General features: G+C 41.6%; 19 protein-coding genes. 8 read left to right on the forward strand and 11 right to left on the reverse strand.

All coding sequences use genetic code 11. From position 1 onward, the window contains the following. Positions 1-3: 3 nt before the first annotated feature. Both rpsU and PARA125_RS00905 read right to left on the reverse strand, forming a co-directional pair. Positions 4-183, reverse strand: a complete 180-nt coding sequence (rpsU, locus tag PARA125_RS00900; RefSeq protein ID WP_006341691.1) for a 30S ribosomal protein S21 — start codon at positions 181-183, stop codon at positions 4-6. Between the two features lie 176 nt (positions 184-359). After that, on the reverse strand, positions 360-1,154 hold the full coding sequence (locus tag PARA125_RS00905; protein WP_213156851.1) for a hypothetical protein: 795 nt from the start codon (positions 1,152-1,154) through the stop codon (positions 360-362). A gap of 467 nt (positions 1,155-1,621) precedes the next feature. Here PARA125_RS00905 and PARA125_RS00910 point away from each other — a divergent pair, with 467 nt between their 5' ends. From PARA125_RS00910 to eno, 3 genes are all read left to right on the forward strand, one after another. After that, complete coding sequence (locus tag PARA125_RS00910; protein ID WP_213156852.1) at positions 1,622-2,263, forward strand: F-box protein; 642 nt, start codon at positions 1,622-1,624, stop codon at positions 2,261-2,263. 143 nt (positions 2,264-2,406) lie between these two features. Then, positions 2,407-3,561 (forward strand): ribosome small subunit-dependent GTPase A, encoded by a 1,155-nt coding sequence (gene rsgA / locus PARA125_RS00915; RefSeq protein WP_213156853.1) that lies wholly within the window; start codon positions 2,407-2,409, stop codon positions 3,559-3,561. Positions 3,562-3,587: 26 nt separating this feature from the next. After that, positions 3,588-4,895: a phosphopyruvate hydratase gene (eno, locus tag PARA125_RS00920; RefSeq protein WP_213156854.1), complete on the forward strand. Its 1,308-nt coding sequence runs from the start codon at positions 3,588-3,590 to the stop codon at positions 4,893-4,895. On the opposite strand, the gene PARA125_RS00925 is transcribed toward eno, so the two are convergent. The 5 genes from PARA125_RS00925 to pdxH form a co-directional block, all read right to left on the reverse strand. Beyond that, positions 4,887-5,663: a glycerophosphodiester phosphodiesterase gene (locus PARA125_RS00925; protein WP_213156855.1), complete on the reverse strand. Its 777-nt coding sequence runs from the start codon at positions 5,661-5,663 to the stop codon at positions 4,887-4,889. The genes eno and PARA125_RS00925 overlap by 9 nt on opposite strands. Positions 5,664-5,689: 26 nt before the next feature. Continuing rightward, positions 5,690-6,382 (reverse strand): hypothetical protein, encoded by a 693-nt coding sequence (locus tag PARA125_RS00930; protein ID WP_213156856.1) that lies wholly within the window; start codon positions 6,380-6,382, stop codon positions 5,690-5,692. After that, positions 6,379-6,900, reverse strand: coding sequence for a signal peptidase II (gene lspA / locus PARA125_RS00935; protein ID WP_213156857.1), 522 nt, complete (start codon positions 6,898-6,900; stop codon positions 6,379-6,381). The genes PARA125_RS00930 and lspA overlap by 4 nt, the downstream gene beginning before the upstream one ends. 2 nt (positions 6,901-6,902) lie before the next feature. Further along, complete coding sequence (locus PARA125_RS00940) at positions 6,903-7,268, reverse strand: TraR/DksA family transcriptional regulator (RefSeq protein WP_213156858.1); 366 nt, start codon at positions 7,266-7,268, stop codon at positions 6,903-6,905. A 521-nt stretch (positions 7,269-7,789) separates the two neighbouring features. Continuing rightward, entirely contained in the window at positions 7,790-8,431 is a 642-nt protein-coding gene (pdxH, locus tag PARA125_RS00945) for a pyridoxamine 5'-phosphate oxidase (RefSeq protein ID WP_213156859.1), read from the reverse strand. An 85-nt stretch (positions 8,432-8,516) separates the two neighbouring features. On the opposite strand from pdxH, the gene PARA125_RS00950 reads away from it, so the two are divergent. The 3 genes from PARA125_RS00950 to PARA125_RS00960 all read left to right on the forward strand — a co-directional run bounded on the left by PARA125_RS00950 (position 8,517) and on the right by PARA125_RS00960 (position 13,269). After that, entirely contained in the window at positions 8,517-9,725 is a 1,209-nt protein-coding gene (locus tag PARA125_RS00950) for a phosphoglycerate kinase (RefSeq protein ID WP_213156860.1), read from the forward strand. A 257-nt stretch (positions 9,726-9,982) separates the two neighbouring features. Continuing rightward, entirely contained in the window at positions 9,983-11,560 is a 1,578-nt protein-coding gene (locus PARA125_RS00955) for an Npt1/Npt2 family nucleotide transporter (RefSeq protein ID WP_213156861.1), read from the forward strand. 155 nt (positions 11,561-11,715) lie between these two features. Then, positions 11,716-13,269, forward strand: coding sequence for an Npt1/Npt2 family nucleotide transporter (locus PARA125_RS00960; RefSeq protein ID WP_213156862.1), 1,554 nt, complete (start codon positions 11,716-11,718; stop codon positions 13,267-13,269). A gap of 114 nt (positions 13,270-13,383) precedes the next feature. On the opposite strand, the gene aspS is transcribed toward PARA125_RS00960, so the two are convergent. Next, positions 13,384-15,192 carry an aspartate--tRNA(Asn) ligase gene (gene aspS / locus PARA125_RS00965; RefSeq protein WP_213156863.1) on the reverse strand — a complete coding sequence of 603 codons (1,809 nt, stop codon included), beginning with the start codon at positions 15,190-15,192 and terminating at the stop codon, positions 13,384-13,386. 311 nt (positions 15,193-15,503) lie between these two features. Between aspS and PARA125_RS00970 the strand changes: the two genes are divergently transcribed. Then, positions 15,504-16,184, forward strand: coding sequence for a TenA family protein (locus PARA125_RS00970; RefSeq protein ID WP_213156864.1), 681 nt, complete (start codon positions 15,504-15,506; stop codon positions 16,182-16,184). Positions 16,185-16,285: 101 nt separating this feature from the next. Here PARA125_RS00970 and PARA125_RS00975 read toward each other — a convergent pair whose 3' ends face one another. The 3 genes from PARA125_RS00975 to sucC are packed head-to-tail and all read right to left on the reverse strand — an operon-like array spanning position 16,286 to position 19,499. Then, positions 16,286-17,446: a site-2 protease family protein gene (locus PARA125_RS00975; RefSeq protein WP_213156865.1), complete on the reverse strand. Its 1,161-nt coding sequence runs from the start codon at positions 17,444-17,446 to the stop codon at positions 16,286-16,288. Then, positions 17,443-18,321, reverse strand: a complete 879-nt coding sequence (sucD, locus tag PARA125_RS00980; protein WP_213156866.1) for a succinate--CoA ligase subunit alpha — start codon at positions 18,319-18,321, stop codon at positions 17,443-17,445. Before sucD ends, PARA125_RS00975 begins: the two co-directional genes overlap by 4 nt. A gap of 14 nt (positions 18,322-18,335) precedes the next feature. Then, a complete protein-coding gene (gene sucC, locus PARA125_RS00985; protein WP_213156867.1) occupies positions 18,336-19,499 on the reverse strand; it encodes an ADP-forming succinate--CoA ligase subunit beta in 1,164 nt (387 codons plus the stop codon). An 88-nt stretch (positions 19,500-19,587) separates the two neighbouring features. Between sucC and ftsY the strand changes: the two genes are divergently transcribed. Next, positions 19,588-20,517: a signal recognition particle-docking protein FtsY gene (gene ftsY, locus PARA125_RS00990; protein ID WP_213156868.1), complete on the forward strand. Its 930-nt coding sequence runs from the start codon at positions 19,588-19,590 to the stop codon at positions 20,515-20,517. Positions 20,518-20,578 lie beyond the last annotated feature (61 nt).

The following is a 20,578-nucleotide window of genomic DNA, read 5'->3' on the forward strand; positions in this document are numbered from 1 at the left end:
TTTTTAACGCTGCTTTTTATATTTTAAGGCAGCCTTAGATTTTGCTCGCTTTTTTACCGATGGTTTAGAGTAAAAGCGATGGGCTTTAACAGACTTCATGACGCCTTCTTTATCGAGTCTTTTTTTAAGAGCTCTAAGAGCTTTATCAAGGGGTTCTCCCACCCGCACTTTAACAACTGTCATTTAACCTTAACCTTACTTTTTGAATTTATTCTGCATCAATGCTTATTTCAGTTAGAGAGTGGTTCAGTGTAAAATTACTTAAAATCCCTCTAAACTCTCATAGATAGCATTATCATACGAGAGTCGCAACATATAAATCAACCTAGAAATGCAGGCCTCTAGATAAAAGAGTTCCGTCAACTAGCAGAATAGAATTCGTAGGTTTGAACCCGATTTAACCACCCCTGTAACCAACGTTTTTCATTCCTTTGAGGAGGTGAATTCTGCACCCGATTTTCAAGCACACTCCTCGCACTCCGAGCAAATTCTTTAACAGGTTCATCCGATAGGTTCATCCCCAGCAGGACTTGCCGCAACCCCCATCCGCCCCCTTGGTATCTTTCTTGCGGAGAAACTCCCTCTCCTTTGAAGTTGACATAATCCAATAAAGCATAAGTGCCCGCCAAAGATTGGCTCAATTGGCAGAATTGCCTTTGAATTTTTTCTTGCTCTTCTGCACTTAAATTTTCCATCAGGATGGGCAACGACCTTTCTAACCGTTCGAACATGAAATAAATTTGCAGGTCAACATTTTCGGCTAAAAGTTGGCGCAATTCCCTTAGCTCTTCTTTATCTTGAGCAGCCATAAATTCCTCTCGCGTTTTCCATGGGCAACCATCAGCTTGGATTAACCATTGGGGAATGGCCACTTGATGCTTACCTAGAAATTTTATCAAATTAGGAAAGGACTCTTTAAAGGGAGAATTTGAATTTTTAGGATGCCAAATAAAATGCCCAATTCCTAGGGAGGCAAATTCTTCTCCCGCATTCCAAGAAGTTAAACCGGCAACAGATTTTTTACATTCGTTTTTCCAAATTTGCTCCCCCATTTGGCGGGCTTGCTCAGTTGAAATCTGAAAAGCTCGGCAAGGAGGGGGCAATAAAAAGAGACATCCGACTATGACAAACATAAGAAATGGGTAATCGCGCATTGACCCTCCTGGGAAATTAACGTATGGCAAAATTGAAAGAACAGCAGCAAAAGCTACGGTCATCCTAACTACAGGACTTAGAGAGAAACAGGAATACCTGGTTCTAAAGGAGACAACCAAATTTTTTCCCAAGCATTGCATGAGGGGAACCCGCCTAAGTCAACTTGGAATGCTATCACTCTTCCAAAAAGGCACTAAGTTTATAACAATCCGCTAACCCTAACTGGGGATAGATCGATTTCTTATCTGACCTAATGTCTCCTTGTTAGGAAAATGGGCTGTTAAAAGCTACCCTATCCCCTCTCCAGGGAGTTTTTCTAAACTCAAGAGATTGTTTTGACAATGAACTAGTTGCCAGCTAAATAATAAAAACATCTAAAGAATATGTCTTTCTCGGGCACTTCCTGTGAAAGCATATAAGTAAGGATATCAAATCTCTCGATTTTTTCAACTTAAAGGAAACTTTCATGCAATTTACCCATTATTTGCACTATATCCGCCATCTCCATGCTTTTCAAGCGACGCTCCCTAGAGGCCAGAATGACCCGCCCCCTTTTACTGAAAAAATTCCCAAAGAAAGAGACCTGACTTGCAAAGCCTTAAAAAAGTTTAAGTTATCAGGAGATTCCCAAACCCAGTCCCTTTTTCTTACCAGCTTGCCCCTCTCGATTCAAGCTTACATTTTTACTTTTTTAAAGCAGGATTTACATCCCTGCGCAACGGTTTGTCATCGCTTTCGTTTTCTGGCAATTAACCAGCTATTAAACAAATATTTCGGATACACTTCTGAAAATAAAGAACGCATGATTCTGCAAGCGTTTATTTATCTGGAAAATCAAATGAACAAAGAATTGAGCTCTATGCAATTTCTAGAAGACTTAAGCGAAACGAAAAGCAATCTGATAGAGGCCAAAGGTAAGCTTGAAAAAATTTTGCATTTTTTCTCTCTATTCAAGATTCATTTTCATTTTATGCTGATTTTAGAAGAAAACGACCATAATAAAATTCTTATTAAAGGCAATTTGACCGAACTTTACCATTTCCAAAAAGCCTGTGAAGCCTATTTAAACGAATGCTCAAAACATTTAAAGAGAGGGCAATCTCACTGAACCTAAAAGCCTAGAGTCTGCCAAAACAAACTCTAGGCATTCTTTTTTATCTAATTTCTCCTCCCGCTTTTTTATTCCTCTTGATCTCGACCTATTTTTTTGTTTAAGATAAAAACTTATTCAACCTTTTTATTCAGTCACTTATGGATTCAAAAAAAAAACGGCCGAAAAAATGGGTCGCATGCCCTATCGAAGAGGAGTATTTTGGGGATGACCGCAAGGCATACCGCCAGGAAAGAAAACTTGCTTCCTTAAGAGATCGTTCTAAATATAAAAAAACCGATCGAGAAAAACATGAAAAACACCTAACCGAACAGCGCAGCGCCAAACTATCCAAAAATGAATGGGAAAAAGGGCGCGTGATCTCCATCGTTCCCCAGGGAATTCTTGTCTCTTCCAATGGCCAAGAATTTCTTTGTACCTTGCGCGGAGTTTTAAAAAAAGAGCGGGGATTAGCAAAAAATTTAGTCGCGGTTGGCGATTTTGTCCTTTTTGAGAAAAGCGCGCCTGAAGAAGGTTTGATTGCTCATGTGGAGCCTCGCAAAACAGTGCTTTCACGAGCAGATAATCTTTCTAGGCGTAAAGAACAGCTTATCGCCGCTAATATTGACCAGGTTTTGATTACAACTTCGGTTCTAAGTCCGCCTTTAAAGCCTTCATTAATTGATCGTTATATTATTGCCACGCAAAAAGGAGGAATGACTCCTCTTATTGTAGTCAATAAAATTGACCTATTGTTTACCCCCTTAGCTGCAGACAATCCTCTCCTTGAGCAAGAAAAAGCTCTGTTTGAGGAGTTTATCAAGGGATACCGGCAAGCAGGCTTACAAGTTATCCCTGTAAGCACTATCACAGGCGAAGGGATCGCTCTTCTTAAAGAACAAATGCGCGATAAATCTTCGGTTTTTTCTGGCCAATCGGGCGTGGGAAAATCTTCTTTAATTAATGCCCTAATTGGCACAGATTTACGCACAGGAAAAATTGTGCAGCGCACAAAAAAAGGAACCCATACCACGACAACCACGCAACTTATCCCTTTAGATTTTGGGGGATGGTGCATCGATACACCGGGAATAAAAAGTTTTGGAATTTGGGATGTGAATCGAGAGGAAGTGGAGAGCTATTTTTCAGAAATTCACCTTATTGGCCGCATGTGCAAATTTCCGGATTGTTCCCATTTGCATGAAGAGGACTGTGCCGTTATTCAAGCTGTTGAAGAAGGCAGAATTTCCCCCCTTCGCTTTGAATCTTATCACGATCTCCTACACAGCATTACACAAAAACATCTACGCCGCTGAAATTTTAACCAACAAATGAGGTGAATATGGCTTATATCCGATCCGTAAAAGCGATTGAAATTCTAGATTCTCGTGGAAACCCTACTCTTGAAGTCGCCTTAAAGACCGATCGAGATGTGGTCGTAAAAGCCTCAGTCCCTTCTGGGGCTTCTACAGGCGAGCATGAAGCAGTTGAATTGCGAGACGGCGATCCAGCCCGTTACCATGGGAAAGGAGTCCAACAAGCCATCGCGCATGTGAATGGCCCGCTTGCTCAAATTTTGGTGGGGCGACATGTTTTCGATCAACCAGAGTTAGATTTGTTGATGATTTCTTCCGATGGAACGGAAAATAAAGGGCGTTTTGGAGCAAATGCAATCTTAGGCGCTTCTTTAGCCCTTGCGCGTGCGGGAGCTGCTACTGCCCATTTGCCTCTTTATCGCTATATCGGTGGTTGCCATCCTTACATTCTCCCCTGCCCTATGATGAATATCATGAACGGTGGAGCTCATGCCGACAACTCTTTGGAATTTCAAGAATTTATGATTCGCCCAATTGGAGCCCCTACTTTTCGGGAAGCCATCCGTTGGGGAGCAGAAATTTTCCACACCTTGAAAAAAATTTTAAAAGAGGAGGGACATGCGACGTCGGTTGGAGATGAAGGAGGTTTTGCTCCTAATTTACCCTCAAACGAAGCTGCTATTGAGTACATCTTAACGGCTATTGAAAAAGCTGGCTACCACCCAGGCTCTCAGGTTACTCTTGCTTTAGATTGCGCAGCGTCTGAGTTTTACGATAAAGCTACTAAGACCTATGTGGAAAAGAAAAGAAAACGGCAAAAACAATCGTTTGCCCAACGCTCAGCAGAAGAGCAGGTCACTTATCTCGAATCCCTCTGCAATCGATACCCGATCGATTCTATTGAAGATGGCCTAGATGAAAACGATTGGAGCGGCTGGAAATATTTAACCGAAAGGCTTGGTAAAAAAATCCAAGTGGTGGGCGATGATATTTTTGTCACCAACCCCAAATTCTTACAAAAAGGTTTTGAGCAAAAGATCGGCAATTCAATTTTAGTGAAGGTCAACCAAATTGGGACTTTAACAGAAACCTTAGAAACAATTCGACAAGCTCACACACATGCTTATTCAGCCATTATTTCTCATCGATCCGGGGAAACAGAGGATAGCATCATCGCAGACATTTGCGTGGCAACCAACTCTGGCCAAATTAAAACAGGATCCTTATGCCGAACAGATCGCGTAGCAAAATATAACCGTCTACTAAGCATCGAGGCAGAGCTTGGCTCAATCGCACGATATGCGGATAGCAATTCAGCTAAAAAACTATCTTAAGGCAAAAACTTGTTTAAGCTCGCGCGGACAATTAGAAATAATCCCATCCACGCGAGCTTGAATAAGATAATGCATCCTTCCGGGCTCATCGACCGTCCAGACCCAAACCTTTTTCCTCATCTGCTTTAATTCGCTTAGTCTTCTTTGGGTAAGCATACTATAGTGCATCGCGACGATATCAGGCTCATAGGGCGCATGCCGATGCCATTCTTTTTCTTCGTCAATGATTGAAACTAAGGGAAAGGGGAGTTGCATTTCTCGTAAGGCTTTTAAAATATCGGCAGAGAGAGATCCCACCACCACCTCGGCAGCCCGATTCGTCTCTGCCAAGACCACTTTAAGGACAGCCTGCGCTAATTCTTTAGGAGGGGCTGATCCCTCCTTAATCTCTACCATCACGCCACATTTCCCTTTGCATAAGACAAGCACCTCAGCCAAAGAAGGAATTTTTTGACCTGCAAAAGCTGAATCAAACCATTCCCCTGCATCCCAATTTTGAAGCGCAGAAAAATCACAATCCATAACTGCCACACCGTTTGCATGGGGAATCGTTCGGGAAAGATAAAGGTCATGAATGACCACTGGAATGCCATCCTTAGATAAATGTACGTCCACTTCAATATAATCTACCCCAATCTCTAAAGCTTGTTGAAAGGCAAATAAGGTGTTTTCAGGCGCATCCGAAGAATTACCTCGATGGGCAATACTTGCTACAGGAGGAGAGAGAGGAAGATGGGGGTGCAGAGAGGTTTGAAAAAAGATATCCATCGAAAAACTTGCCCGTTATTTAAGCTCTACACGGCGACTTTAAGATTTTTTTTCACAAGCTGACAATGTCGATTGATCCAGGAAAAACACTCTTTCCCAATTCTCACCGGCACGTTGATTTTTTTTCCATCTACCAAAAAGGTTGTGGGAATTGTGTTCAAACGAATCCATGTTTGTAGACGACGAAATAACTCTGTATTGGGATCTGAGCGGCGGAGAGTTTGCACAACTTCTTTACCATCTTGGTGAATTTGGGGATAAGAAAATTGAAGGCCCCATGCAATAGAATCTTGCCCAAAAACCATTGAGCGGAATTTACCATCACGCGGAGAATAGTCCAAGGTATGGGCTTGCAGCTGGATCACCGGCTTGCCAATACGCACTAACTGTTGCTTCTCTCCTACCGCTATACAGTAAAGAGCTTCTAAATCCGCGGTAAATACCACAGAAAAAGAGGAGGCTGTGGCCTGGTAATCAGGAATTTTTCCATTCATAAGGGTTTGAAGGTAATTTTGGTAACTTTGTAAGAAATCGACCTGTGAAATTTCGCCGGATCCCCCCTCTACCACTCTTCCCATAGAATAAATATGAAAGGCCCCCAAATTCTCAAGTAAAGACTGCATCGGTTCACACCCAACAAGCATGGATAAATTTAACCATTTAGAAGCTTGTAAGGGGACGGCTTCCTCAACTTTTACCAAGCGTAGTGCGTGAGTCATCGTACATTCGACTTTGAAGAAAACTTTAAAGAGCCTGAGATAAAGGAATGGATGAAAATCCACCCAATCCCTATACAGATGGCAGAATCTGCCAAATTGAAAACTGGATAATCGTATCCCCATAGGACAAAGTGGAACATATCGACCACATGACCATATAAGAAGTAATCCACAATATTTCCTATGGCTCCCCCTATAATGAGGGCGAAAGGAAGTTCTAATTTTTTCTCGTAGCGATAAAAAAGTAAATAGCAGAACAAGAAAATAATTAAAAGGATGCGAAAAATTAGCAGGTATTCTTGAAAGTCGGCAAAGATGCCTCCGATAGCCCCTCTATTTTCCACGTAGTTAAGTGAAAACTGGATTCCAAAAAAGTTTTGGAAAACTGGTACCCCTCCATAGGGATACCTGTAAGTGTCAAACCTTGGTTTAGGCAAATAGTGAAAAGCACAATATTTAGATGTCATATCAGATATAAGGACTAAGATACTAATCCACAGTGCTTTAAACTTTAGCATGCTTAAATGAGACCTTTTTCCAACTTTTCTTGAGCTTTCACTGTCATGGAAGCATAAGGAACCGCTTCTAAACGTGCAAGAGGGATTTCTTCCCCTGTTACATCACAAATTCCATACGTATTATCGTGAATTTTCTCTAAAGCCCGATCAATTTGTCTCAAAATTGCGTACTCTCGTGTGGTCACTTCCAAATTGATTGTTCTATCAAAGTCATCTGTCCCTTGATCAGCTTGATGTTGAGAGTAACCAGTTGCTTCATCAGGTTTTTTGACTTCTTCTGTCGATCCTTTCAACAGCCGTGTCAACTGGTCACGCATTTCTTCTAGTCTTTTTTTAAATTTTGCCACTTCAATTTTTTTCAACGCCATTCGTTTCTCCTTATAGACCCATCTGTTCGATTTTATTCACAATCTACCCTACCTATGGGAATGCTCTCCATACCCTTTCGCCGCCTCTGAATTTTACCCGAGAATTTTGGAATAGGTTTCGGATGCCACGATCAAGACCCATGCATGAGTGAAGATCTAAGCATTTCGAAATCTAGCCAGAAGAGATCGAAGAAAACTCAAAAAGCAAAGCCGAGCGCGGTAATGGTCGGCAAGTAATTTTATGAATAAGAATTCGCTATATTTTATTGGGCCTCTCTTTGTCAAGTATAACTTATTTACCAAAAATTTTCATGCAAATTCACTCGTAAGGATTCTAGTTTAGCGAGCAGGGATACGCCTTTAGAGCCGAAGAAAGACAATCTTTATCTCCCCTAGGCTTTATTTCATATTTTTTTATTTACCCTGAATAAACTGCAAGCATTCTATTTATTTCAACAAAAAAAGAAAAGGGCTAATTAAACAAATTAAAAATTAATTATGGTAGATCCCCTCTCAAGTGACTAAGGAGATAAACGTCGAATTTCCCATTCATTCTGCAGATAAGCTCTATATTCGAAGCGATCATGAAGCCGATTAGCTCTTCCTTGCCAAAATTCAAAGCGTGTAGGAATTAAGCGAAAACCGCCCCAAAAAGGAGGTAAGGGGATAGGCTGCCCAGCATACTGTTTTACTAGCTGTTTGTATGTATCTTCCAATTCATCCCGCGAATTAAGCTCAGCATCTTGTTTAGAAGCCCACGCGCCAATTTGGCTCCCTCTAGGTCGTTTAGAAAAATAGGAAAAGGACTCTGCAGAAGACACTAAAACAACCGACCCTTCAATGTTGACTTGCCTTTCGAGAGATCGCCAAAAAAAATTAATAGCAGCAAAAGGATTATCCCTTAATTCGCGCGATTTGCGGCTTTCTAGATTGGTAAAAAAAACAAAACCTCGATGATCGAAATATTTTAGCAGGACAATTCTTGAAGAGGGCTTTCTAGCCAAGCTGGTAGTTGACAAAGTCATGGCGTTTGGTTCAACAGCTTCTTCATTTATAGCCTCTCTAAACCATATTTGAAACTGATTGAAGGGATCGGGGCTTAGACCTTCTCGCCTTAATTCGGATTTAGAATATTCTTTACGCAGTGTTTTTTTTTCACCCATTTAAAGATTCCTTTACAAGGATTTGCCTAAGACGTTAAAAGTAATAGCAGAATATTCATTTTGCTCAAAGCCTGAGGAGCCTCCTATGTCTAGTAAACTCTCTTTATCACAGCTTCCCCTTAACGGTAAAAAAGTGCTTGTTAGGGTGGATTTTAATGTTCCTCTCGATAAAGAGCAAAAAATTACGGATGATACGAGAATTCGGGCCTCCTTGCCTACCATTCGCTACATTCTTGAAAAAGGGGGAGCTGTCATTTTGATGAGCCATTTAGGGAGGCCTAAAGGCAAGCCTTCATCTGAATATTCTTTGAAGCCGTGCGCAAAACGCCTTTCAGAACTCCTTAACTATCCGGTGCTCATGGCTCCCGATTCTGTAGGAGAAGAAACGCGACAGCTAGCGAGCTCTCTAAAACCAACTCAAGTGCTTTTACTTGAAAACCTCAGGTTTCGGGAAGGAGAAGAGTATCCTGAAAAAGATCCCACCTTTGCAAAAGAACTGGCCTCTTTGGGCGATCTGTATGTTAATGATGCTTTTGGAACAGCTCATCGCGCTCACGCCTCAACAGCACAGATCACGCGCTACTTCCCCGGTAAATCTGCGGCAGGCTTTCTCCTCGAGAAAGAAATAAAATATTTAAATAGTTCACTCATTCACCCCTCTCGCCCTTTTTGCGCCATTATCGGAGGATCAAAAATCTCCACTAAGATCGGGGTGATACAAAGTTTACTGCAAAAGGCCGATGCAATCCTTATTGGTGGGGGAATGGCTTACACTTTCTTGAAAGCTCAAGGAATCCCGATTGGCAACTCAATTCATGAAGAAGAATTTTTAGATAAAGCCAAAAGCATTCTTCATTTGTCCTCCTCCCGCCATGCAAAAATTATTTTGCCGGATGATCTTATGATCGCCGATTCTCTTTCTAAAGAGGCTACCGTTCAAACCATCGCTGCCCAAACAGGGATTCCCTCTCCCTTTCAAGGAGTAGATATTGGACCTCAAACGATCCAGAAGTTTGCTAAAATTTTGCAGAGCGCGACAACTATTTTTTGGAATGGACCGTTGGGCGTTTTTGAAATTGAGCCTTTCGCAAAAGGCACTTATGCAATCGCACGCATCGTGGCAGAATCTTCCGCAACCACAATCGTAGGCGGAGGTGACTCGATTGCGGCTTTGCAAGCTTCCGGCCTCTCCGAGAAAATCACCCATCTTTCTACAGGAGGAGGAGCTTCTTTAGAATACATTGAGCAGGGAACTTTGCCAGGCATTGAAGCTTTGAGCGATACAGCTTTATAGCAACCACCCTTGAAATAGTCATTGCAAAAAATGTGTTTGTCATGTAAAAATTATGACCGTAAGTATTGTACTTATGGAAGTTATGCAAACTATGTGCTCTCTATATCAACAGTCACATCACTCTTACCCCCCAGTCTCTTCACTTAAATTTTCCTTTTTTTCTTTACAGGCCCTGGCCTGTAAATGGCTAGCATGCATCCATTTTTGTATGCCGTGTTTTTCTAAAAAATTTCCAATTTTTAACCGAAGGGTCATTTGTGGAAAATTCCGCTTACGGAAATCCTATATTTAGTAAATGGCGGGCATTGCTTTGGCCCGTTCACCGCGATGAGTTACGTAAACTCATTCCTCTGTTAGTTATTTTCTTTTTTATTTCCTTCGATTACAATGTCCTTAGGACGATGAAAGATACCTTAGTTGTAACGGCTAAGGCCTCAGGTGCTGAAGTTATCCCTTTTATTAAAGTATGGATTCTTCTGCCTGGCGCTCTGCTTATGACTTTTTTATTTACTCGCCTATCTAATCGTTGGTCTCAAGAAAAAGTTTTCTATGTCATGGTTTCCACCTTTTTGGTTTTCTTTTTCTTGTTTGCTTTCTTCCTCTACCCCAACCGGGAACTTTTACATCCTCACCAAACGGCCGACGCGTTAGAAAAAATTTTACCCCCAGGATTAAAAGGGCTAATTGCCATGTTCCGCAATTGGACATTAACCATGTTTTACGTCATGTCCGAACTGTGGAGTAATATCATTTTATCCATGTTATTTTGGGGGTTTGCGAACCAAGTCACTCGCCTCAATGAAGCTAAACGTTTTTATGGGATTTTTGGCATAGGAGCTAACTTATCAGGGATTTTTGCAGGACAGGTTTCTGTCTTTCTTTGCCAAACGGTGTATAACCCCTCTTTACCCTTTGGAGAAGATGCTTGGGAACAAACCTTGATTTTGCTTGTCTCCCTAGTCCTGTGTGTGGGAATTGCCGCTATGGTTTTATTTCGTTGGTTTCATAAAAAGGTTTTATCTCTTCCTCGCTATTATGATAAGGAGACAGTTGAACAAGAAAAAGAGGCAAAGGGGAAGCTTTCTATCCGAGAAACTTTTGGATACCTTTTACGTTCACGCTATATGTTATGCATTGCCCTCATCACAATCGCTTATAATCTTGTGATCAATCTAGTTGAGGTTATTTGGAAGCACCAATTGCGAGAGCTTTATCCTGACCCCATTCAATTTAATCTTTACATGAATCAGGTTTCTACAATTATTGGAATTGTAGCCACCACAACGGCGATTTTTATCTCTGGGAATATGATCCGAAAATTTGGCTGGACCTTTACAGCCCTTATAACCCCCATTATTCTCCTCCTCACTAGCATTGGTTTCTTCTCCTTCTTTTTCTTCCGAGATTCTTTATCGCACATCGTCAATGCCGCATTAGGCACTACCCCGTTGGCCGTAGTCGTGTTCTTTGGCTCTGTCCAAAATATTCTTTGTCGCGGTGCTAAATACACGGTCTTCGATGCGACTAAGGAGATGGCATTTGTTCCATTAGATGTGAAAAGTAAACTGAAAGGCAAGGCTGCCATTGACGGAGTTTGCTCCCGCCTGGGAAAATCTGGCGGTTCTTTGATCCATCAAAGCTTATTAGTCACTTTTTCAACAATTATGGCGAGTGCCTCATATGTTGCTGGATTTTTATTAGTGATTATTGCAATCTGGATGTACGCTACACGGTATTTAGGAGGGCAGTTCAATGAATTAACTTCGGGAGGCTCAAAGTCAACTTCAACCGATTTGAAGCCCATTAAACCTCGGTTAATTAACGAAGCTCTTTAAAACTTAAGGCGGAATAAATAATAAAAACGACTTTTTTGTAATTTATCTGAAAAGTCGTTTTTATTATTTAGTAAGGTTTATTTACAAAATAATTTAAACTTTTAATTGCATTTTAACATTTTTTTTAGTAAAATGAGTGGTAAAAAAGGAGTTTTATGACTCAGCCTTTACTTTCGGAATTTGGTCCTCTCCGTTCAATCATTTGGCCAATTCATGCCCATGAATTAAAAAGAATCGTCCCCCTTTTATTGATGCTGTTTCTGATTTGCTTCAATTATACGGTTCTTCGAAATATGAAAGATGCGGTCGTTATCACAGCATCCGGTGCTGAAGTGATTCCATTCATTAAAGTCTGGGTCATGCTTCCCATGGCCGTTCTCACGACCTACTTATTTACTAAGCTCGCTAATCGGTATAGCCAAGAACAAGTTTTTTATATCGTCATGGCGACCTTTCTTCTTTTTTATGCCCTCTTTGCCTTTATCATCTACCCTCAACGGGAAGCTTTGCACTTTCACCAAGCGGCTGATTTTATTGAACAATATCTCCCGACAGGATTCCGCGGCCTTATCTCAATGTTCCGCTACTGGTCGTTTACCGTGTTTTATGTGATTTCGGAAATGTGGAGCAATATTGTAATGACAGTTCTCTTTTGGGGATTTGTCAATGAAATTACTAAAATCAATGAAGCAAGCCGCTTTTATGGGGTATTAAGTGCAGGTGCTAACATCTCCGCCATCATAGCAGGACAAGCAGCTATCTATATTTCAAAAGCAGACGGATTAAGCCTACCCTTTGGAAACGATCCGTGGGAACAAAGCGTGATGACCCTCGTTTTAGCCGTGATTATCTCAGGAATAGGGGCAATGACCATCTTTAAATGGATGAATCAGAATGTCTTAAATGATGCCGATTACAAGGCGTTGCACTCCGCTTCTAAGCCCCTTAAAAAGAAAAAAAAGCTCTCTTTGCGAGAAAGCTTTGGTTATTTATCTAAATCCCAATATCTCCTTTACATCGCGATCATTGTAGTTGCTTACAATCTGGTCATTAATTTAATTGAAGTTGTCTGGAAAGATCAAGTCAAGCAACTGTATCCCTCGCCGACTGATTTTAATGTGTACATGAATAATCTAGCTTCGGTGACTGGAATTGTGTCCACATTCATGTCATTCTTCATGGCTCGCATTATCAATCGCCTGGGATGGACCAAAACAGCCTTGATCACTCCCATTGTGATGGGGGTAACTTGCGGGGGATTCTTCACCTTCCTCTTCTTCCAAGATCACTTGGGAGGCATGGTGTACGCCCTCACTGGATTTGCTCCCTTGACAATTTTAGTCTTCTTCGGATTCGCTCAGAATTGCTTAAGCAAGGCAGCAAAATATTCAGTGTTTGATGCGACTAAAGAGATGGCCTTCATCCCACTAGAGCATGATCTCAAACTCAAAGGCAAGGCAGCTATTGACGGTGTGGGATCCCGCCTAGGAAAATCTGGAGGATCGCTTATTCACCAAGGACTCCTCATGCTCTTCGGAACATTTAGCAGCAGCGCCCCTTTTGTAGCCGGTATTTTAATGGGGATGATTGTTCTCTGGATTACAGCCTCACGAGCCTTAGGCAAACAATTTGTGGCTCTCACCCATCTTGAAGAAGAGGGGAAGCCTCAACCCACTCTTAAAGCTAAAGATCAGCCAGCAATTGCCTAAAATCGAGCTAATCAAAGGAAGTGAGATCAGGCAATTCCACTTCCTTTTAACTTGGATTTAAGAGAAAAATTTGGAATGAAATCGAGAAACAAAGTGGCGTTTTCTACAGCTAGCCTATTCCTTGGTAAATCGACCCATTTTGGGTTGGACTAAAGAGAGCAAATCTTTCCCTCGCATCACGATAGATTCCGTACTCAATCCGCAATTAAACGCCACTTGCTCAACCTCTGTTAATTTTTCGTCGTAGAATGTATCCACATTTAACAAATTGCCAAAAGGAGGCACTCCGCCGATGATAAGGCCAAATCGTTCTTGAATAACCCCAGGATCTTCAAATTCACATTTTTCGCCCACCAACTCCGCAACCGCTTTCATATCGAGCTTTAAATGAGAAGGAATATTGAGCTGGTAGTTCTTTTTAGAGCTTTTACCTTTCACAATAATAGATTTTACCCCTTCTTCTAGCCGTGTGCCTCGCACGCGGGCGGAATCTTCAGAAGTGGGGGTAGCTTCATGTTGAATATGTTGAAAGGAGATATCCGCCTGCTTAATGAGGCGTATAATTTCATTGCGAATGCTCTCTTCCCCAAAAAAGATCTTAGCTTTCAGGCGATTGCCGGCAATCCGTTTAGGATCAGAAGGGAAAAGCGAGCATTCCCGGATATTTTTAAGACGTAAAATTGTCATGGTAATCCGTTCTAGCCCCATTCCAAACCCACCATGCGGAGGCATTCCAAATTTAAAAATGCTTAAATAGTCGGTGAAGTTTGCAGGATCCATTCCCTTTTCCAAAATTCCTTCCACCATAGCTTCATAGGTGTGTCGGCGTTGTCCGCCTGAAGTAATTTCTGTCCCAGCACACAACAAGTCGAACGTATTGGTTAACTCTGGCTGATTTTCTTTTGGATAGGAATAAAAAGGACGCTTGCTTCTTTTCCAGTCGATCACGAAAATTAAATCAGTGCCATATTTTTCTTGTGCATATAAGCAAAGCTCTCGTTCCGCAGCTGGGCTTAAATCGGGCTCTTGCCGCTCATCTATGCCAGTGCGTTGAAAAAAAATTTCCTGCGCTTCAGCAAACGTCACGCGAGGAAAAGAAACATCCGCTGGGGCTTTGATCAGCTCTTTGCCCAAAACTTCGATCTCTTTTGCGCAGTGTTTTTTTAGATGTGCGATAATGGCTTTTATACATCCTTCTTGCACATCCATCACCTCATGCCAATTTTCGAAGAATCCCATCTCGAATTCAAACTGCTTGCCCTCCGCTAAGTGACGAGTGGTTTGGGAGTTTTCTGCGCGAAAAAATGGCATTAAGGCAAACACGCGCTCATTAACTCCCACCATAATTTGTTTATAAAGCTGGCTACTTTGCGCCAAAGTAGCGGTATGCCCAAAATAATCGACATTGAAATATTCCGCTCCCCCTTCAGATGAAGCGCCAATGATATTAGGAGCAAAATACTCTACAGCCCCTATCCTATCATGCATAAAAAGGCGAAAAGCATGGGTAATTTCAGCCTGAATTTTAAAAACAGCTTGAATTTGACGGTTGCGCAAGGCAATAGGGCGGTGATCCAAAACATAATCTAAGTCTGATTGAATGGTCGGCTTGTAGTAATCAACAGGGGGAACTTCTGTAACGGGAACTTCAATATCGATTTGAGGATCTACAATTTCGACTCCTAAATCAGCTTGAGGCGCTTCTGCTACCCTTCCTCGAATTTTCAAAATAGAACCAGGTTGCAGCGCATTCACTTTTTTCCAGGCTTCTTTATCTTGGATCACAATTTGCGCAAAGCCTGTGTAGTCACGTAAAATCAAAAAGTTTAACTTCCCAAATGGTCGTGTGTTATTTAACCATCCTCTTACCATGACTTCTTGGTTCAAATACTGAGACAATTCAGCCGCCAAAATTCTTTTCATAACATCCCCTTGATTGATGACATTGGAAGAAAAGTATAAGAAAGAAAAAGATATTTAGCTAGAGCTCCTGTTTTGATTCTTCATTGAAAAAGGAGGGTTTGGGCTCCAATTTTTTAGAAAATTTCGACGTTCCTTTGTATGAATCGGACACAGCATCGTTCAAGCCGGTCAGCTTACTTATCTAGGTCGAGAAAAAAATCTGCAATTTCACCTCTCCCCTTTTGACCATTTCCAATAAATAAGATTGAAGTAAAATATTCTTTGGTATATCTTACCCTACTTTGCAATCGTTTGAAAAGGCGGGAGTTCCTATGAAGTTCTCTAATTATCTCTGGCAACAAATTTTACCTATTTATCAGGAAATTTTAGACAGCCCTTTTTGTACTGAGCTTGCGGCAGGAAAATTAAGTCAAGAACGATTCAGTTTCTACATGCAGCAAGATGCCTACTACCTAATTCATTATTCTCGTACCCTAGCCTTAATTGCAGGCCGTGCAAATACGCCCCGGATGATCGATATTTTTCTAAATTTTGCTTCGAGCGCTCTTGCTGCTAAACATCATTTACACACAAATTTTTTATCTGCAGATTATTCGATTGATAACCTTCCTCTTTCACCAACTTGTATTGCTTATCCCAGATATTTAATTGCGACTGCCACCACAGCTTCTTTGGAAGAAGCCATTGCCTCGATTGTCCCCTGTTTCTGGCTATACAGAGAAGTCGGTCACCATGTGGGAAATCAAATGGGAGATAATAATCCTTATTTACTTTGGAAAAGTACTTATTCGAGCCAAAAATTTTCCGATGATACTGACACCGCGATTGCCATGCTGGATGAAATGGCCGATAGATGCAGCGACTTTATGCTAGCTCGCATAGAAGACACTTTTAAAACCTGTTCCCAATTTGAATGGCAGTTCTGGAACGACGCTTATTCTATGAATTGTTTCCCAAAAGCTAACAATGAAAATAGAATGTTTGTCGCTTAAATTCTTTACCTTATCTTCTCTTTTACCTAGAAACTAAAGGATTTAAGCTTGTATATCGGGCTACTAGTTGGCGCTCTTAACAAAAAGCTTTTATCCCATCCCTAGGGGGAAGAGTCCGCTTTTTTTACTAACTCTTGAAAAAGGGTATCATCGCGCAAAATATCAAATTCTTTTTTCTTCAAGATTTGCTTAGCTGAGGGGAGGCCATCTTGAATGGCACAATTTAGCCATCCAATGGCGGGTCGCACCTCTCCAAGAAGCGAATGGCATAAGGCATTGATCAAGGCACTTTCAAATCCTGGTTCATCCTGATAAAGCTGGTTGCCGAGGTTTATGGCATGCCTCAATTCTCCCACCCGATAAGCCAGCTGTTGTAAAAGGAAGGAACCATCTTGGCTTAGCCCCCCTTTGAGTTCGTTTAGAGCTTCATAAGCCTCTTTGAATTTACCTTGTTGACTCCAAATTGCTGCAAGGTGTTCCGTGGCAGTGGTATATAAAATCCCCTTTTGAGAAAGCTCCCTAATTTTTTTAAATTCCCTCACGGCTTCCTCAAATTTGCTTAGAGCCGCCTCTTGCTTTGCTTTTTTAAGTAACGTTTGTAACTCTTCATCTTGATCTTGTGCCGTAAGGGATAAACTATTTTTCCAACTACGATAATTTTCAAAGGTTATCATTAAAAATAAAGCCGCGGCAAAAACTTGCCTCACCATAAAAAAACCCACGCTACAAATTGCTGAGAAAAGCATACTGACAAATAAGGCAATTTTGATTCCCCGCACACCAAATATCCCTTCCATCACAATAGAGAGCAAACGCCCGCCGTCTAAAGGATAAACAGGTAGTAAATTTACCATGGTCCAAAAAAAGTTTGCCATCGCAGTAATTTTCAAAGCGTAAATCCCTAAGTGATTAGGGGGACCTTTAAATAGGCTTAACAGAAAACTGGCCGTTATAAAGAGTAAGAAGCCAGCCACAGGACCATTTAAAACAATGATAAATTCTTTCCATAAACTTAGTTTCACCCCTGATCTTTGGGTAACGCCTCCTAGAGCCACTAATTCGATGCGAGCTGTTTGCCCAAAAGCGACGGCTGTCAAAGCATGCCCATACTCGTGAATGAGCACGGATAAAAATACAACCCCGCTCCAAATTAAAGTTCCCCCCACTGTGCCGCTATTTAGCCATCCAATCAATGCTGCAAGCAACCAGAAGATGGGTTGGATATGTACAGGTATGCACAGAAAACGAGAAAAAAGATTCATGATAACCTTAAAGCTTTTTGGATTGTAATACCCATCTCGGCTGGAGATGCTGCTACATGCACACCAGCTTTTTTGAGCGCCTCTATTTTACCTTGTGCAGTCCCTTTTCCACCAGAAACAATTGCTCCGGCATGTCCCATGCGTCTTCCCGCAGGGGCCATCGCGCCCGCAATAAAAGCAGCCACAGGCTTAGTACAATACGTTCTGATCCATTCAGCAGCTTCCTCTTCTGCTTCTCCCCCAATCTCACCGATCAATAAAATAGCATGGGTTTCAGGATCTTTTTCGAATAGCTCTAATACATCGATAAAGTTGGTCCCATTTAAAGGATCGCCCCCGATTCCTACGCAGGTAGATTGGCCAAGTCCAAGTTGAGAGGTTTGCCAGACAGCTTCATACGTTAACGTTCCTGACCGCGAAACCACCCCCACATGACCTTTTTTATGAATATAACCGGGCATAATTCCAATTTTACATTCATTCGGCGTAATAATTCCCGGACAGTTAGGGCCAATTAAACGGCTTGTCTTGCTTGCACGCATCACGGAACTAACCTCCAGCATATCCCGGATGGGAATTCCTTCTGTAATACAAATAATGAGCGGAATGCCAGCATCTTCTGCTTCTAGAATCGCATCTGCCGCAAAAGGGGGGGGAACAAAAATCATGGAAGCATCGCAGTGCGTGGCTTTTTTAGCCGCATAGACCGTATCAAACACAGGAAGGCCTAAGGTTTCTTGTCCCCCTTTCCCCGGGGTTACGCCTCCAACAAATTGGCTTCCATATTGCAAACACTGCTCTGTATGAAAGTGACCTGCCTTGCCAGTCATTCCTTGAGTAATAACCTTTGTATTTCGATTCACTAAAATGGACATGAGGAAAGCCTCCCTTACTTTTTTACCACTGAAACAGCTTTTTCAGCAGCTTCCGCTAAGCTGTCTGCAATCACAAAGTTTATCTTGGAGTCTTGGAGCATTTTTTTCCCTTTTTCCACATTCGTCCCTTCCATGCGAATGATGAAAGGAACACTCACTTTCAATTCATTAGCAGCCGAAATCATTCCCCCTGCTAAGGTAGCGCAATTCATAATGCCTCCAAAAATGTTTACCAAAATGACTTTAACCTTAGGGTCTGCTAAAATAATTTTAAATCCTTTTGCTACTTTTTCTTGGGTAGCTCCTCCCCCTACATCGAGAAAATTGGCAGGAGTTCCCCCGTAGTGATGAATAAGATCCATCGTGGCCATGGCTAAGCCAGCTCCATTGACCATACACCCAATTTCTCCCTCTAAAGCTACATAAGCAAGGTCATATTCTTTTGCCGCAGCTTCATTGGCCGGAATTTGGGTTGAATCATAATAAGAAGCGATTTCAGGTTGACGATAGAGGGCATTTTCATCAATGCTAAGCTTTGCATCTAAGGCAAGCAGCTCATCTGTGGTAGTCAAAGCAAGAGGATTGATTTCTAACAAGGAAGCATCCATTTCCATAAAGGCTTTGGCCATGTTTTTTGCCAATTGCATGCCCTGCTTGGCGACATCGCCTTTCCAACCCATAAATTCTGCGATCTTTAATTGTTGAAAAGGCTTTAAATCTCCACCCAATCCTATCGGCACACGCATGATTCTCTCGGGAAATTTTTCAGCAACTTCTTCAATATCCATCCCTCCTTCCGGAGAGGCAATTAAAATGGCTTGAGCTTTTTTTCGATCAATAATAGCGCCGAGATAATACTCTTTTTTTATCTCCACTATCGGCGAAATTAAAACTTGATGGGCAACCACCCCCTCAGGCCCTGTCTGATGATTGACTAGTTTCATTCCGAGCAAAGTATTAGCAGCCTTTTCAATTTCTTTTCGATTTTTACCGATTTTTACCCCACCAGCTTTCCCTCTGCCACCGGCATGTACCTGTATTTTTAATACGGCTTCGTTCAACTTTAGCTTATCTAAAGCCTCCGAAAGTTCCTCTATGTTGGAAATGACCGCATACTCTGTGAGGGGTATTCCATATTTTTTTAAAATATATTTAGCTTGAAATTCATGAATATTCATCTTTTCTTACCCTTTCCGTTTTTTTCGTTATGTGCTAGATTCTCATTTCTTAGCAACAGATAACCACACTTGAAACCAGTAGGGAAAGATGGCCTTTAATTTCTTAAAAAATTCATTTGAAAAAGTAAAAAATGCCCTCACGCACACCGGCTCTCTATTAGGTAATAAGATTCGCACTCTTTTTCAAGGCCCTCTCGATGAAGAAACGTGGGAAAAATTAGAGCAGCTTTTCTATGAGGCAGATTTAGGCGTCCAAACTTCCATCGACTTAACAGAGCAGATTAAAAAACAATCGCAGCAAAATCTTTCATTAAAAGCAGATGAATTATTAAGAATAGTGCGCACTGAAATTGTGCAAGCCTTAACCCAACATGCTTCTCCTTTAATGACCGCCTCTTCTTACCAAGATCCCCTCGTGATTTTAATCGTAGGGGTCAATGGAAATGGAAAAACTACTTCTACAGCTAAACTTGCTAAATTTTTTCAAAGCCAAGGGAAAAAAGTGCTGGTGGCGGCTGCTGATACTTTTCGGGCAGCAGCGGTCGAGCAGCTGGATGTCTGGGCTCAACAACTCAAGATCGATATTGTAAAAGGAGCACCCAAAAGTGATCCCGCCGCTGTTGTCTTTGACGCGCTTAGCGCAGCAAAAGCTCGTCAAGCTGAAGTTGTGATTGTGGATACAGCAGGTCGTTTGCAAACAAAAACGGATTTAATGCAAGAGTTAGAAAAAATTAAACGTTCTTGCAAGAAATTCAACCCTCATAGCCCACAAGAAACCCTTCTTGTACTCGACGCCACTACCGGGCAAAATGGGATTGACCAGGCCAAAGTTTTTAATCGCTATACCCCCATCACAGGTCTTATTCTCACTAAGCTGGATGGCACTTCCAAAGGGGGAATTGTGGTAAATATCCATAAACAGCTGGGAATTCCAGTTAAATTAATCGGTGTGGGAGAAGGCGTTGATGATTTAGAATTATTTGACCCTGAAAAATTCACCGATGCACTTTTTTCTTAACAACTTGTTAACTAATCTTTCAATTATTTGACACTTTATTCATCATAAAATAAAATTATGT

It is taken from the genome of Parachlamydia sp. AcF125, from assembly GCF_018342475.1.
In the GTDB taxonomy this organism is placed as follows: Bacteria; Chlamydiota; Chlamydiia; order Chlamydiales; family Parachlamydiaceae; genus Parachlamydia.

Bases quoted from the DNA above. Each gene is read 5' to 3' on its own strand.
- PARA125_RS00950 (WP_213156860.1), top strand. From the start codon at position 8,517: ATGTCTAGTAAACTCTCTTTATCACAGCTTCCCCTTAACGGTAAAAAA.
- ftsY (WP_213156868.1), top strand. From the start codon at position 19,588: ATGGCCTTTAATTTCTTAAAAAATTCATTTGAAAAAGTAAAAAATGCC.
- aspS (WP_213156863.1), bottom strand. From the start codon at position 15,192: ATGAAAAGAATTTTGGCGGCTGAATTGTCTCAGTATTTGAACCAAGAA.
- PARA125_RS00905 (WP_213156851.1), bottom strand. From the start codon at position 1,154: ATGCGCGATTACCCATTTCTTATGTTTGTCATAGTCGGATGTCTCTTT.
- rsgA (WP_213156853.1), top strand. From the start codon at position 2,407: ATGGATTCAAAAAAAAAACGGCCGAAAAAATGGGTCGCATGCCCTATC.
- eno (WP_213156854.1), top strand. From the start codon at position 3,588: ATGGCTTATATCCGATCCGTAAAAGCGATTGAAATTCTAGATTCTCGT.
- PARA125_RS00925 (WP_213156855.1), bottom strand. From the start codon at position 5,663: ATGGATATCTTTTTTCAAACCTCTCTGCACCCCCATCTTCCTCTCTCT.
- PARA125_RS00970 (WP_213156864.1), top strand. From the start codon at position 15,504: ATGAAGTTCTCTAATTATCTCTGGCAACAAATTTTACCTATTTATCAG.
- lspA (WP_213156857.1), bottom strand. From the start codon at position 6,900: ATGCTAAAGTTTAAAGCACTGTGGATTAGTATCTTAGTCCTTATATCT.
- pdxH (WP_213156859.1), bottom strand. From the start codon at position 8,431: ATGGGTGAAAAAAAAACACTGCGTAAAGAATATTCTAAATCCGAATTA.
- rpsU (WP_006341691.1), bottom strand. From the start codon at position 183: ATGACAGTTGTTAAAGTGCGGGTGGGAGAACCCCTTGATAAAGCTCTT.
- PARA125_RS00940 (WP_213156858.1), bottom strand. From the start codon at position 7,268: ATGGCGTTGAAAAAAATTGAAGTGGCAAAATTTAAAAAAAGACTAGAA.
- PARA125_RS00910 (WP_213156852.1), top strand. From the start codon at position 1,622: ATGCAATTTACCCATTATTTGCACTATATCCGCCATCTCCATGCTTTT.
- sucC (WP_213156867.1), bottom strand. From the start codon at position 19,499: ATGAATATTCATGAATTTCAAGCTAAATATATTTTAAAAAAATATGGA.
- sucD (WP_213156866.1), bottom strand. From the start codon at position 18,321: ATGTCCATTTTAGTGAATCGAAATACAAAGGTTATTACTCAAGGAATG.
- PARA125_RS00930 (WP_213156856.1), bottom strand. From the start codon at position 6,382: ATGACTCACGCACTACGCTTGGTAAAAGTTGAGGAAGCCGTCCCCTTA.
- PARA125_RS00975 (WP_213156865.1), bottom strand. From the start codon at position 17,446: ATGAATCTTTTTTCTCGTTTTCTGTGCATACCTGTACATATCCAACCC.
- PARA125_RS00960 (WP_213156862.1), top strand. From the start codon at position 11,716: ATGACTCAGCCTTTACTTTCGGAATTTGGTCCTCTCCGTTCAATCATT.